We start from the raw sequence: 13,094 nt of genomic DNA, 5'->3' as shown, positions 1-13,094 counted from the left end.
ATATATAGTTATTCATTTATCTGTGATTATAGAATTGGAACTATGTATAATACATAGCTTTTGTAGAACCTTGACTGATTTATAAAAAGCTGTTATTGTATCTTTTGTTATTGTATCTTTATAATAAAATAATTTTATGCAGAATATTTTTTGCTTTTATAAGTTGAGGAGTTTTAATTATGAATTCCAAATTAAGGGATGAACATACAGACAGTCTATTTGATGCAATTTTACTTTTAAAGGATAGGGAAGAATGTTATAATTTTTTTGAAGATCTTTGTACGATTGCAGAACTTAAGGCTTTGGCACAAAGGCTTCAGGTAGCAAAAATGTTAAGGGAAAAGAGAACCTATACAGAAATTTGTGAACAAACCGGAGCCAGTACGGCAACCATAAGCAGGGTCAACAGATGTCTTGTTTATGGTGCTGACGGGTATAATACCGTACTTGATAGATTGCAAGAGAAAGATGGGCAAATGAATGTTTAAGAAGCTTTTTTTAAGTATAATCATATTATCTGCATTAGCCTCTGAAAATGGGGTTTATAATGCTGCTGATTTATTTGACTTATACTTGGTAAATCTTACACATCTTGATATGATTCAGGAAAGCGGAAGTGCTGTTTCTGTTTTAGAATCACTGAAAGAGGACTCTTTAAGTAAAAAAGGAACACCTCTTTCATTTTTTAAGGCAATTTCAGCAGATGCTATAAATAAGGAAATGCCAAATAATAACAGACATGGGGAACTTGCGTTACTGATGTCTGTTTCTATTGCCATTCTTAGTCTTTTGGTCTTAGTTTATTTTAATTCAAATATAAATAGAGCTTTTTCTCCAAGAAGGCTTTTGTTTAGCCAATCTGATTCCTCACCGCCTGTTTGCTGCTGATTTTATAAATTATCCCACAATTGATGGGTTATTTTTGTGCAGCCAGATTTAAAAAATTTTCCCGTTACGGGTCATGGAGGATTATGTTATGGTTAAAAATTTTATAGAAAAAATTATCGGGTCATATAGTGACAGAGAATTAAAAAGGATTTATCCGATTATTGATAAAGTGGAGGCATTTGAGCCGGAGATACAGAAATTAACAGATACAGAGCTTAAAGCTAAAACACCTGAATTTAAAGAACGTCTTGCCAATGGTGAAACCTTGGATGATATTTTACCGGAAGCTTTTGCTGTTGTTCGTGAGGCTTCAAAAAGAGTATTGGGTATGAGACACTTCAGAGTTCAGCTCATAGGCGGTCTTGTATTGCATCAGGGAAGAATTTCAGAAATGAAAACAGGTGAAGGAAAGACACTTGTTGCAACATTACCTGTATATCTGAATGCCCTGTCAGGAAAAGGAGTTCATGTAGTAACTGTAAATGATTACCTTGCCAGACGTGACAGCGAGTGGATGGGAAAAATATATAACTTCCTGGGATTGACTGTAGGTCTTATAGTACATGATATGGAAAATGAGGATAGGCGTGCGGCATATAACTGTGATATAACTTACTGTACAAATAACGAACTGGGCTTTGATTATTTGAGAGATAACATGGTTATATACAAGGAAGACAGAGTTCAGAGAGACTTGAACTATGCCATAGTGGATGAGGTTGACTCCATTCTCATAGATGAAGCCAGAACACCTCTTATTATTTCAGGTATGGGTGATAAGTCCACCGATTTGTACAAAAGAGCAAATTCCTTTGCCACAAAATTAAGGGCAAAAGTAATTACTCAAATGGATGACAAGGTTGATGCCGATGAAGTATTTGACGAAGATTACATTGTGGATGAAAAGGCACACACAACGGTAATTACAGCTAATGGTATAAAAAAGGCAGAGCAGTATTTTGGAATAGAGAACCTGTCCGACCCTGAAAATATGACAATTTCACACCATGTTAATCAGGCATTAAAAGCACATGGCCTTATGAAAAGGGACAAGGATTACGTTGTTAATGACGGAGAGGTAATTATTGTTGATGAATTTACAGGTAGACTTATGTATGGAAGACGTTACAGCGACGGTCTCCATCAGGCAATAGAAGCAAAAGAAGGCGTAAAGGTTGAAAGAGAAAGTAAAACACTTGCTACCATTACATTCCAGAACTACTTCAGAATGTACAGCAAGCTGGCAGGTATGACAGGTACTGCTCAGACAGAAGAAGATGAGTTCAACACAATATATAAACTGGATGTAATCGTAATCCCTACAAACAGGGAAATGGCAAGAAAAGATTATCCGGATGTTGTTTATAAGAACGAAATTGGTAAATTTAATGCAGTTATAGAAGATGTAGTCCAGTGCCATGAAAAAGGTCAGCCGGTTCTGATAGGTACAATATCAATTGAGAAATCCGAATTCCTTAGTACTATGTTGAAAAGAAGGGGTATTCCTCATCAGGTATTGAATGCAAAATACCATGACAAGGAAGCTGAAATTATTGCTCAGGCAGGTAAATTTGGAGCTGTAACAATTGCAACTAACATGGCAGGTAGAGGTACCGATATAGTTCTTGGCGGTAATGCTGAGTATATGGCAAAACAGGAAATGCGTAAGATGGGTTATGACGATGAACTTATAAATGCATCAACCAGCTATAACGAAACAACTGACGAACTTATTATTGAGGCAAGAGAGCAGTTCAGAAAAATGAATGATAAATTCAAGGCTGTTATAAATAAAGAGAGAGAAAAGGTTGTTGAAGCTGGCGGATTGCACATTATAGGTACTGAGAGACATGAATCCAGGCGTATAGACAATCAGTTGAGAGGGCGTGCAGGTCGTCAGGGAGATGCCGGTTCATCAAGATTTTACATTTCACTGGAAGATGATTTAATGAGACTTTTCGGCTCAGAGAGATTAACCAATATAGTTAATGCACTTGGCCTTGAAGATGATCAGCCTATAGAGCATAGAATGCTGTCAAATGCAATTGAAAATGCCCAAAAGAAGGTTGAAGGAAGAAACTTTGACGTACGTAAGAGAGTTTTGCAATATGATGATGTAATGAACAAGCAGAGGGAAATCATATACGCTCAGAGAAAGACAGTTTTAGATGGTGAGAACCTGAAAGATTACTTTATAAAAATGTTTGAAAGCGTTATAGACGGTGTTATAGCAAACTACTGTTCAGAAAGTGAATATTCCGACGCATGGGATTGGCCAAGCATAATAGCTTATCTTGAGAGTGTATTTATTCCCCAGGGTGCTCTTGTTCTGACTGATGAAGAAAAGGCTTCCATGGATAAGATAGACCTTAAAGAAAAACTCATGGAAATTGTTAATAAGATATATGAATTCAAGGAAATGGAAAACACTCCTGAATTAATGAGAGAGTTAGAAAGAGTAGTACTTCTCAGAGTTGTTGATGAAAAGTGGATGGATCACATTGATGCAATGGATCAATTAAGGTCAGGAATAGGTTTGAGAGCGTACGGACAGAGAGATCCTGTTGTTGAATATAAGTTTGAAGGATTCCAAATGTTTGAAGAAATGATTAAGAGTATTCAGGAGGATTCTATCAGACTTCTGGTTAGAGCAAGGATTGACAGAGAACATGCACCTCAACGTGAAAAGGTTGCAGAACCTGTTGCAGCAAGTCATGGGGACGAACCGCAGAAACCCGTTGTAAACAAGGGAAAAGTCGGAAGAAATGATATGTGCCCATGCGGAAGCGGAAAGAAGTATAAATTCTGCTGTGGTCAAGGCGAATAATAAAATACGTATTATATAAATATAAATAAAATAACTCAACTTCTTTGTTAGAAGTTGAGTTATTTTATTTTAAGCACTAATAGGGGTTAGGCGTAAAACGTAAATTAAAGGGTTTAGGACACATTGGTCATAGGAGAGCCATAACTTGTGTAGTATTCCTTGAGATTATCATAAATAATACTGCATCTGCCGGTTTCCTTGGCACGGGAGGCATATCTGCATCCCGTATAAGCGTCTTTATTTACCAAGGCACATATATGACAGGGAATTTCTCCATAGCATTTGCCGGTCAATATACCTTCAAGAGTTTCCAATTTAATAATACTGCTTGACATATTCAGCGAAAGAAAATTCCGATAATAACGCTTAGGCTCTAATACGTCAAAATTAAGACATGGGTTTTTAAAAAGCCAGGGTATTTGAAAAGCCTCTTCACTATATGTTTTAACCAGCTTTGAATATGAGTCGGGAATAATACAGGGAACAAGAGAGCTACTTGCTTCATATTCCTTATGTGAACAAACGTATTTTTTTATGGTCTTGTTGTAGTGCAGATTGCGGCAAAAAACACAGGACCTGAAGGATGAAATTCTATGTCTGTAATACAGGTTTGAACCGAATAGTAGTTTATAGTTTATCATATAAATTAAATCTACGGATAATAGTCCTGCTTTTCTAAGTATGCCTGTAAAAGAATTTATTTTATCTTCTGTATATTCCACTTATTACCACCTCGCAGATACATTGTATCACTAAAATTCCATTAGGTCGCTATATTTCCCGAAACCCGTTTGTACCAAACTGTTTGAAGAAATAATCAGACATTTTGCGACTGATTAAAACATAAAAATTGTTTTATCTATTGTGGTATAATTATTATAGTTAGTTTGAATAAAATGTTTTTATATATAGTTTGGAGAGAATAGAATGGGGAATTTTGTACACCTGCATGTACATACTGAATATAGTCTTCTTGATGGAGCAAATAGAATAAAAGACCTTATACAAAGGGTTAAAGAACTGGGCATGGACAGCGTAGCCATTACTGACCACGGAGTAATGTACGGAGTTGTAGAGTTTTATAAAGAAGCCGTAAAAAATGGAATTAAGCCTATACTTGGTTGTGAGGTATATACTGCAAAAAGAAATATGAAGGACAAGCAGCCGGGAATTGACTCTAATTACGGCCATCTTGTCTTACTCGCAAAAAACCAGATAGGGTACAAAAATCTTATGAAAATCGTCTCACTGGGGTTTACCGAAGGGTATTATTATAAACCCAGAGTAGACTATGAAACCTTGGAGAAATACTCAGAAGGGATTATAGCCCTGAGTGCATGTTTATCAGGGGATATTCCGTCTGCAATACTGAATAACGATTATGAAAAAGCAGTGGAACTATCTAATAATTTAAATCGTATATTTGGACAAGGAAATTTTTACCTTGAGCTTCAGCATAATGGAATAAGCGAGCAAAATCTGGTTAATCAGCAGCTTATTAAGATGTCAGGGGAATTGGGAATACCTTTGGTTGCCACAAATGACGCTCACTATCTCACAAAGGAAAATGCCAAATCTCATGAGATTCTTTTATGTATTCAAACAGGCAAGACAATTAACGACGATAACAGAATGCGGTTTAATACGGATGAGGTTTATGTAAAATCCCCGGAGGAAATGTATGATAACTTTAAAAATGTTAAACAGGCTCTGGAAAATACCGTAAAAATTGCTGAAATGTGTAATGTTGAACTGGAATTCGGAAAGCTGCACCTGCCAAGCTTTGAGGTTGAGGAGGGTTATACTCCTTATGAATATTTGAGAGAGCAATGTTATAAAGGACTCAAATCAAGGTATGGTGAGAATTGTTCGGAAGAAATAATTAACAGACTTGAATATGAGCTTTCAGTTATATCGCAGATGGGCTATGTAGACTACTTTCTCATTGTATGGGATTTTATAAGATATGCAAGAAATCAGGGTATAATGGTAGGGCCGGGAAGAGGTTCAGCAGCAGGAAGTATAGTATCCTATGCCCTTGCAATAACCAGTATTGACCCTCTTAAGTATAACCTTCTGTTTGAAAGGTTTTTAAATCCTGAGAGAATCAGCATGCCTGATATAGACATTGACTTTTGCTATGAGCGCAGACAGGAAGTAATTGATTACGTAATCGGAAAGTATGGCAAGGACAGGGTTTCACAGATAATTACCTTTGGAACCATGGCTGCGAGGGCGGTTATAAGAGATGTTGGGAGAGCGTTGGATATTCCTTACGGGGACGTTGATGCCATAGCAAAAATGATACCGTTTCAAATAGGTATGAACATAGATAAGGCCTTGGAGCTGAATCAGGAACTGAAAAAAAGATATGAAACCGACGAGGAGACTCAGGTGCTTATTGACACAGCAAGAACCCTTGAAGGTCTTCCGCGTCATGCATCCACACACGCCGCCGGAGTGGTTATCTCAAAGGAACCAATAGTGGAATATGTACCTCTCCAATTAAACGACAACAGTGTGACAACCCAGGTAACAGCAGTACCCCTTGAAGAGTTGGGACTCCTAAAAATGGACTTTCTTGGACTAAGAACCCTTACTGTAATACGTGATGCGGTAGATTTGGTAGAACAAGGTCATGGCAAGAAAATAGACATTCAGCTAATCGATTATGATGACAAGGAAGTCTATAAAATGATAGGAGAGGGCAGAACAGCAGGTATATTTCAGTTGGAAAGTGCGGGAATGACTCAGTTTATGAAGGAACTTCAGCCAAACTCACTGGAAGATATCATAGCGGGTATTTCTCTCTATAGACCGGGTCCTATGGATCAGATACCAAGATACATCAGAAATAAAAACAACCCAAAAGAGATAAAGTATCACCATCCGATGCTTGAAAATATTCTTGATGTAACATATGGCTGCATGGTTTATCAGGAGCAGGTAATGCAGATAGTAAGAGAGCTTGGAGGCTACTCAATGGGCAGGTCTGACCTTGTAAGACGTGCCATGTCCAAAAAGAAGATATCCGTAATGGAACAGGAACGCAAAAACTTCATATACGGAATAACAGATGAGGAAGGTAACGAGATTGTAAAGGGTGCTGTAAAAAACGGTGTAGATGAGATTACAGCCAATAAGATATTTGATGAAATGATGGACTTTGCAAGCTATGCCTTTAACAAATCTCATGCCGCAGCATATGCCGTTGTTGCATATCAGACCGCATGGCTTAAATACTATTATCCCGTAGAATTTATGGCAGCTTCTATTAACAGCTTTTTGGGCAGCAGTGACAAAGTATCCCAGTACGTCAATGAGTGTAAAACCCTCAACATACAGGTGCTTCCGCCGGATATTAATGAAAGCAACGTAAAATTTACAGTTATAAATAAAAATATTCGTTTCGGTTTGGCAGCAATTAAAAATGTAGGAGAAAATGCAATAAAATATGTTATTACAGAAAGACAACAGAACGGAGAATTTAAGTCTTTTCTGGATTTCTGTCAAAGAATAGAGGGGCGTGATATTAACAAAAGGTGTGTTGAAAGCCTTATTAAAAGCGGAGCATTTGACTCGCTTAATGTATTCAGATCCAAACTGATGGCGGTATATGAGAGGCTTCTGGATGGAATTTCACAGAACCGTAAAAAGAATATGGATGGTCAGCTGTCAATATTTGATATGATGAGTGAACCACAGGAGCTTTTGCAGGAGGATTTTCCCGACATAAAGGAATACCCGGCAAATGCACTTCTTTCAATGGAAAAGGAGATGCTGGGATTGTATGTATCAGGCCATCCGCTAAGTGAATACCAGGGGATATTGGAACGAAATGTTAACCTTTACAGCAGTGATATGTTTGTTGACGATGAAAATTCAAGTGATATGGAGATAAGCAGTAAAAAACTCCAGGATTCTATGAGAGTAACTGTAGGGGGGATAGTAGTATCCAAAAAGACCAAGGCAACAAAAAATAACAATTTAATGGCTTTTGTGGGTCTTGAAGATTTGTTCGGTACTATGGAACTCATAGTTTTTCCTACAGTATATGAGAGATTCTCCCAGCTATTACAGCAGGAAAGTTTAATCATTGTAAACGGCAGACTAAGTGTGAGAGAGGACGAACAGCCTAAAATAATTGCGGAGGAAGTTCTGCCTATAAAGGGTCTTCAGGAGAAGGGGCTTTATTTAACTTTGCCTGAACAGCTTCCAAAGGAGGATGGGGCAGCTTTGAGAGCATTGTTAAAATATTTTTCGGGTGCTACTCCAACTTATGTTGCAAAAAAAAATCAAAATTTTTTTAAAAAACTTGACAGGCAATACTGGATATATGTCAATAATGTAATAATGGAAGAATTAGTAAACAGGCTAGGCCAAGAAAATGTAGTATTAAAATAACGAATAAGTAGCCAAATATTGATTTTTTGTACAAAATAATATAATATAAGTGTCGAGGTGGTTATATATGGACAACCTGGAGGATAAGTTATCTGGTGAGTACGTTGCTATTAAAGCTGGGGAAAACGGGGTCACGATTATCGGGTTAACGCGTGGAAGGGATACAAAATTTCATCATACCGAGAAGTTGGATAAGGGCGAAGTTCTTTTGGCGCAATTTACAGAGAATACTTCTGCGATAAAAATAAGGGGCAAGGCCACTGTTTATTGCAGATATGGTACTATTCAAAGCGGTGAATAACAATTTGAAAGGTAGTGTAGATGATAATGTGGACAGTGGTATATATGGCCCAAAGCAAAGATGTTGCTAATCAGCTTCAGGAGCTTTTGTCCAATGAGGGTATTCTTGTGAAACTGAGACCTATAAGTAAAAATCATGAAAATAATGACAATTATTATGAAGTTCTCGTTCCTGAAGCAGAGGTGGAAGAAGCACATAGCGTAATCATTGAAACGGGTTATTAATAAAAATGAATGATAGTAGCTCCGAGCTTTTGCCCGGAGCTACTACTGCTTATAAGACAAAAATATTATTATTTGTAAAATAATTATCATACTTTTTAAGGAGAATGATCGTATGCTATATATAGATGTACCGTTAACAGTCAGGTATGCTGAAACAGACAGGATGGGCATTGTTCACCATTCTAATTACCCCGTATGGTTTGAAGTAGGCAGAACAGAATTTATAAAACAAAGCGGAATATCTTATTCACGTGTGGAATCATTGGGGATAATGTTGCCCCTATTGGAGTTGCATTGTAAATATATCAACTCATCTACATATGAGGATAATATAATAGTAAGGACAAGTATCAAAAGTTACTCAAAAGCTAGACTGAATTTTAAATATGAGGTATTTAAATCGGATAATATGGAAAATCCTATTACAACGGGAGAAACCTCTCATGTTTGGACCACCTGTGATTTAAAGCCTATAAACTTGCAAAAACATTTTCCCGAACTTTATGAAATCATTGAAAAAGCGGCAAGGGATGACTAAAGTTATGTAAGTTGAAGAAATAAGAAGTTATTGCATTTAAATGACACATTATGATAAACTATGTGTGCTATTTACTCTAATATTGGTAATCAGGTGGTGTACTGGTGAGAAAATATATTCCAAACGCTTTAACATTTTTAAGACTCATATTAGTGCCTTTTCTAGGTTACTTTATTTACTGTGAAAAATATACTATAGCCATTATTTTATTCGCTTTTGGCGGGTTTACAGATGTACTTGACGGCTATATTGCCAGAAAGTATAATTTAATTACAAAATGGGGTAAGGTTTTTGACCCTTTGGCTGATAAGCTTATGCAGATAACAGCATTGGTCTTTCTTGTACTACATAAATTTATACCTTTAGTTGTTTTGGTTATTGTTGTAATTAAGGAGTCTTTAATGCTAGTGGGCGGTATAATGGTGTATAAAAAGGGAAGAACGGTTATAGGAGCCAACTGGTACGGTAAGTTAGCCACAGTGATATTTTATTTTGCAATACTGGCAACTATTATACTTAAAATTGTAGCTGGCGACAGCGATTATGCATTAAATGCTATTTATGTTGCAATAGGTTTGGCAGTAGCTTGTACGTTGTTTGCACTAACAATGTATATAATTATTTATTTTAGATTCTCCAAGGATTATAATGAGAAAAAAAACAAGTAAATTGCAGCTATATGTAAAGGTACACATTTTGTGTACCTTTTTAAAATAATAGTGGTTTTAAAAGGTCGCAGCAGTGTTTATCAACGGAGGATAAAATGTTCGGTTATATAATGCCGGAAAAACCGGAATTAAAAATAAAAGAATTTGACATTTACAGGGCGTATTATTGCGGTGTGTGTAAATCAATAGGCAAAAGACACGGACAGATTAAAAGAATGACGCTGACTTATGATGCCGCTTTTCTGGCACTCCTTTTAGGTTCTGTACTTAATATAAAAACAGGTCTCACCAAGGAAAGGTGTATTGTTCATCCATTTAAAAAATCTTTTGTAACCCATAATGAAATTATTGATTATTCTTCCGACATAAATATCATTTTAGCGTATAATAATATGAAAGATAAGTGGAATGATGACAAATCGAAAATAGCGCTGGCGGGTATGGCTGCTTTTAAAAGAGCATATGGAAAGTTAGTTGTGGAATATCCGCAAAAGTGTGCTATAATTAACCAAAGACTAAGCGACTTGTCTATTCTTGAAAAGGAAAAGTGCAATTCCATAGATGCTGCAGCAGAACCTTTTGCAAAGCTGATGGAAGAGGTTTTGGACTACGATAGACTAGATGATAAAACCAGACAAATTTTAAGATGGATGGGTTATAATATCGGGAAATGGATATATTTGGTGGATGCTTTTGACGATATGCAAGACGATATGAAAAATTCCAGCTACAACCCGTTTCTTACTAAGTTCAATTACACGGGACAAAATTTAGCGGTTTTTAAGAATGAAATCAAGAGTCAGGCGGAGTTTACGGTATTATATTGCTTGCAGGAAGCATCCAAGGCATTTGAATTGCTTAGTTTAAAAGAAAACAAAGGAATATTGGAGAACATTTTATATATAGGTATGTTAAGTAAAACGGATAAAATATTGTGCCAGAGGAGTTGTGGTAAAGGTGAAAAATCCATATGAAGTACTAGGAGTAAGTGAGGGAGCATCAGAAGAAGAAATAAAAAAAGCATACAGAGAACAGGTAAAGAAATATCATCCGGATCAATATCAGGATAATCCTCTTTCCAAACTCGCAGAAGAAAAACTCAGAGAAGTAAATGAAGCATATGAGTATCTTACGGGAAAAGGTCAGACCGCCAAAACCAGCAATGGCTGGAGTGGCAGAAGCGGAGCACCCGGGGCTTCAGGTTTTGGAGGTGCAGCGGGTGGAAATGCAGGGGGAGACAACTTCCGGCAGGTAAGAATGTATATAAATTCAGGTAACATTGCAGCTGCGGAATCACTACTTGAAAGCATTCAAAACAGAAGCGCCGAATGGTTTTACCTTCGCGGTCTGGTCTTTATGAAAAAAGGTTGGTACAATGAAGCTATAATGAATATCAAGCAGGCTGTAAACATGGACCCTTCAAACTATGAATACAGGGACGCACTTAACCGGATAAATGTAAGTAATAACATGTACAGGGGTAATGCTGCTAATCGTGGATACGGTGCAGGACCTAGCTTTTGCGATATGTGTACTTGTTTATGGTGTTCTGATTCAATGTGTGAGTGCTGTGGGGGAGATTTAATTTCTTGCTGCTAATACTCCAGATTTAAACTTAATTTATGAGGTAGATATGAATAACGCAACAAGAGCCAAAAAAATTACATTAAGCGGAATTCTTCTTGGGTTTACCGTCATATGTGTATTTCTTGCATCTGTTTTACCTACCAGCAGGCTTTCGTTATATGCAGTAAGTTCGCTTTTTTGTGCAATTATGATAATTGAATTCGGCTCAAAAGCAGGATGGACTTTTTACGCTGCATCTGCTGTTTTGTCGGCGGTTTTGATTCCAAGACTTGAAGTACTGCCATATATAGTGTTTTTTGGAGTTTACGGACTGCTAAAACTATATTTTGAAAGACGGCAAAGCAGAGTTTTTGAATATATATTAAAGTTGGTTTATTTTAATATATGTTTGCTCCTTGGGTTTGTATTTCTAAAGGAATTTATAATGGCGGGTGTTGAATTAGCTGCTCCTGTGTATATAGTTGCAGCTTTGATGGAAATAGTTTTTTTAGTGTACGACTATGTGTACACTTTATTTATAAGGTTTTATTCGTCTACACTAAAACCAAAACTTAAAATATAATTAGTTATTTAGTCTTGATTTCCTTTAACTGAGAAATAATTTGTATTAAAGCACTTAGTATATTACAATATTTGTAAAGTATTCAGTGCTTTTTTAATGCGTAAAATCAAATGGAGGTTATTTATGTCACCTGCTTTTTCGTATTCAATAGCAGTTTTTATAATAATATTTATTGCAGGCTTCGCAGTTAATCTGCTAAAGCAGCATTATGCATTTCAGTTGCTGGGAATTGCCTTCTTTTTTACGTACATTATATTCAATTCTGCCATTTATATGGAAAGAACCTCTGAAACAACATTTCAAACTCTTTTTTTAAGGTCAATGCCATCTCTTTTTGGTATTTCTGCCTGTCTTATAACCATGACTCTTGGTTTCTGGTTGTATCCCGTCCTGAGAAAAAAAATCAGATAATGAATAGATAAAATATAGTAAACCTCCTTGGCTAAATATGCTATAATAAGAATATTGTTGTTATTTTTTAGGCAATATTTACATTGTTATAACACTCATGGAGGTTTTAAATATGAATGAAAAAGTCAAAGACATTGCTGTCAGAATAAAGGGACTCAGGCTTCTCGCAGGGTCTACCGAGGAAGAAGTTGCAGAGCAGCTGGGAGTTAAGCTTGCACAATATAAATCATACGAAAATGCCGAAGACGATATTCCTGTCAGCCTTTTATATGAGTTGGCAGAGATTTATACGGTCAACATTACTGAAATTTTAACTGGAACATCACCAAAGCTCCATGATATATGCCACGTTAAAAAAGGTGAAGGTCTCAAAGTTGAAAGATATGACCAGTACAGTTTTGAAAGTCTTGCTTACAAATACTCCAACAGAAAAATAGAACCTATGCTTGTTGTACTTGATCCGGGAAATAGTCCTGAAATGGTTTCTCATAAAGGACAGGAGTTTAATTACTGTCTTGAAGGGAAAATGCAGGTCTTAATAGGGAAAGAAAAATTTGATTTGGAACCAGGGGATTCTTTATATTTCAACTCTTCACTTCCTCACAAACAGATTGCCTTGGACGGTAAGGAAGCCAGATTCCTTACGATAATTTTACTTTAATTTAAAAAATATGGTTTAAATGT

Annotated in this window: 14 protein-coding genes; 13 read left to right on the top strand and 1 reads right to left on the bottom strand. The window is 36.5% G+C overall.

Going from position 1 to position 13,094, the window contains the following annotated elements; all coding sequences use genetic code 11:
• Positions 1-179: 179 nt before the first annotated feature.
• The 3 genes from L323_RS36880 (at position 180) to secA (ending at position 3,715) form a co-directional block, all read left to right on the top strand.
• Complete coding sequence (locus L323_RS36880) at positions 180-488, top strand: YerC/YecD family TrpR-related protein (protein WP_014312859.1); 309 nt, start codon at positions 180-182, stop codon at positions 486-488.
• Positions 481-888: a hypothetical protein gene (locus L323_RS36875; RefSeq protein ID WP_020816704.1), complete on the top strand. Its 408-nt coding sequence runs from the start codon at positions 481-483 to the stop codon at positions 886-888. The genes L323_RS36880 and L323_RS36875 overlap by 8 nt, the downstream gene beginning before the upstream one ends.
• Positions 889-976: 88 nt before the next feature.
• Entirely contained in the window at positions 977-3,715 is a 2,739-nt protein-coding gene (gene secA, locus L323_RS36870) for a preprotein translocase subunit SecA (protein ID WP_020816703.1), read from the top strand.
• 113 nt (positions 3,716-3,828) lie between these two features.
• Here secA and L323_RS36865 read toward each other — a convergent pair whose 3' ends face one another.
• Complete coding sequence (locus tag L323_RS36865; RefSeq protein WP_020816702.1) at positions 3,829-4,437, bottom strand: hypothetical protein; 609 nt, start codon at positions 4,435-4,437, stop codon at positions 3,829-3,831.
• Positions 4,438-4,642: 205 nt separating this feature from the next.
• Here L323_RS36865 and L323_RS36860 point away from each other — a divergent pair, with 205 nt between their 5' ends.
• The 10 genes from L323_RS36860 (at position 4,643) to L323_RS36815 (ending at position 13,071) form a co-directional block, all read left to right on the top strand.
• A complete protein-coding gene (locus L323_RS36860; protein WP_020816701.1) occupies positions 4,643-8,119 on the top strand; it encodes a DNA polymerase III subunit alpha in 3,477 nt (1,158 codons plus the stop codon).
• A 67-nt stretch (positions 8,120-8,186) separates the two neighbouring features.
• A complete protein-coding gene (gene mtrB, locus L323_RS36855) occupies positions 8,187-8,420 on the top strand; it encodes a trp RNA-binding attenuation protein MtrB (protein WP_004617461.1) in 234 nt (77 codons plus the stop codon).
• Positions 8,421-8,446: 26 nt separating this feature from the next.
• Positions 8,447-8,644, top strand: coding sequence for an LAGLIDADG family homing endonuclease (locus tag L323_RS36850; RefSeq protein WP_024833688.1), 198 nt, complete (start codon positions 8,447-8,449; stop codon positions 8,642-8,644).
• Positions 8,645-8,756: 112 nt separating this feature from the next.
• Positions 8,757-9,182, top strand: a complete 426-nt coding sequence (locus tag L323_RS36845) for an acyl-CoA thioesterase (protein ID WP_020816700.1) — start codon at positions 8,757-8,759, stop codon at positions 9,180-9,182.
• A 104-nt stretch (positions 9,183-9,286) separates the two neighbouring features.
• A complete protein-coding gene (locus tag L323_RS36840) occupies positions 9,287-9,850 on the top strand; it encodes a CDP-alcohol phosphatidyltransferase family protein (protein WP_020816699.1) in 564 nt (187 codons plus the stop codon).
• A 95-nt stretch (positions 9,851-9,945) separates the two neighbouring features.
• Positions 9,946-10,824 (top strand): DUF5685 family protein, encoded by an 879-nt coding sequence (locus L323_RS36835; RefSeq protein WP_020816698.1) that lies wholly within the window; start codon positions 9,946-9,948, stop codon positions 10,822-10,824.
• Positions 10,808-11,449 carry a J domain-containing protein gene (locus L323_RS36830; protein WP_020816697.1) on the top strand — a complete coding sequence of 214 codons (642 nt, stop codon included), beginning with the start codon at positions 10,808-10,810 and terminating at the stop codon, positions 11,447-11,449. The genes L323_RS36835 and L323_RS36830 overlap by 17 nt, the downstream gene beginning before the upstream one ends.
• A 34-nt stretch (positions 11,450-11,483) precedes the next feature.
• Positions 11,484-11,999, top strand: a complete 516-nt coding sequence (locus L323_RS36825; RefSeq protein ID WP_020816696.1) for a hypothetical protein — start codon at positions 11,484-11,486, stop codon at positions 11,997-11,999.
• Positions 12,000-12,122: 123 nt separating this feature from the next.
• Complete coding sequence (locus L323_RS36820; RefSeq protein ID WP_020816695.1) at positions 12,123-12,410, top strand: hypothetical protein; 288 nt, start codon at positions 12,123-12,125, stop codon at positions 12,408-12,410.
• A gap of 112 nt (positions 12,411-12,522) precedes the next feature.
• Positions 12,523-13,071 carry a helix-turn-helix domain-containing protein gene (locus L323_RS36815; protein ID WP_020816694.1) on the top strand — a complete coding sequence of 183 codons (549 nt, stop codon included), beginning with the start codon at positions 12,523-12,525 and terminating at the stop codon, positions 13,069-13,071.
• The last annotated feature ends 23 nt before the right edge of the window (positions 13,072-13,094 follow it).

It is taken from the genome of Ruminiclostridium papyrosolvens C7, assembly GCF_000421965.1.
Lineage (GTDB): Bacteria > Bacillota > Clostridia > Acetivibrionales > DSM-1351 > Ruminiclostridium > Ruminiclostridium papyrosolvens_A.
Note: the sequence above shows the minus strand (reverse complement) of the source record. Positions and strands in the feature narration are given on the sequence as shown.

Coding starts and splice junctions, on each gene's coding strand:
- L323_RS36815 (WP_020816694.1), top strand. CDS start 12,523: ATGAATGAAAAAGTCAAAGACATTGCTGTCAGAATAAAGGGACTCAGG.
- L323_RS36880 (WP_014312859.1), top strand. CDS start 180: ATGAATTCCAAATTAAGGGATGAACATACAGACAGTCTATTTGATGCA.
- L323_RS36825 (WP_020816696.1), top strand. CDS start 11,484: ATGAATAACGCAACAAGAGCCAAAAAAATTACATTAAGCGGAATTCTT.
- L323_RS36820 (WP_020816695.1), top strand. CDS start 12,123: ATGTCACCTGCTTTTTCGTATTCAATAGCAGTTTTTATAATAATATTT.
- L323_RS36835 (WP_020816698.1), top strand. CDS start 9,946: ATGTTCGGTTATATAATGCCGGAAAAACCGGAATTAAAAATAAAAGAA.
- L323_RS36850 (WP_024833688.1), top strand. CDS start 8,447: ATGTGGACAGTGGTATATATGGCCCAAAGCAAAGATGTTGCTAATCAG.
- mtrB (WP_004617461.1), top strand. CDS start 8,187: ATGGACAACCTGGAGGATAAGTTATCTGGTGAGTACGTTGCTATTAAA.
- secA (WP_020816703.1), top strand. CDS start 977: ATGGTTAAAAATTTTATAGAAAAAATTATCGGGTCATATAGTGACAGA.
- L323_RS36860 (WP_020816701.1), top strand. CDS start 4,643: ATGGGGAATTTTGTACACCTGCATGTACATACTGAATATAGTCTTCTT.
- L323_RS36875 (WP_020816704.1), top strand. CDS start 481: ATGTTTAAGAAGCTTTTTTTAAGTATAATCATATTATCTGCATTAGCC.
- L323_RS36845 (WP_020816700.1), top strand. CDS start 8,757: ATGCTATATATAGATGTACCGTTAACAGTCAGGTATGCTGAAACAGAC.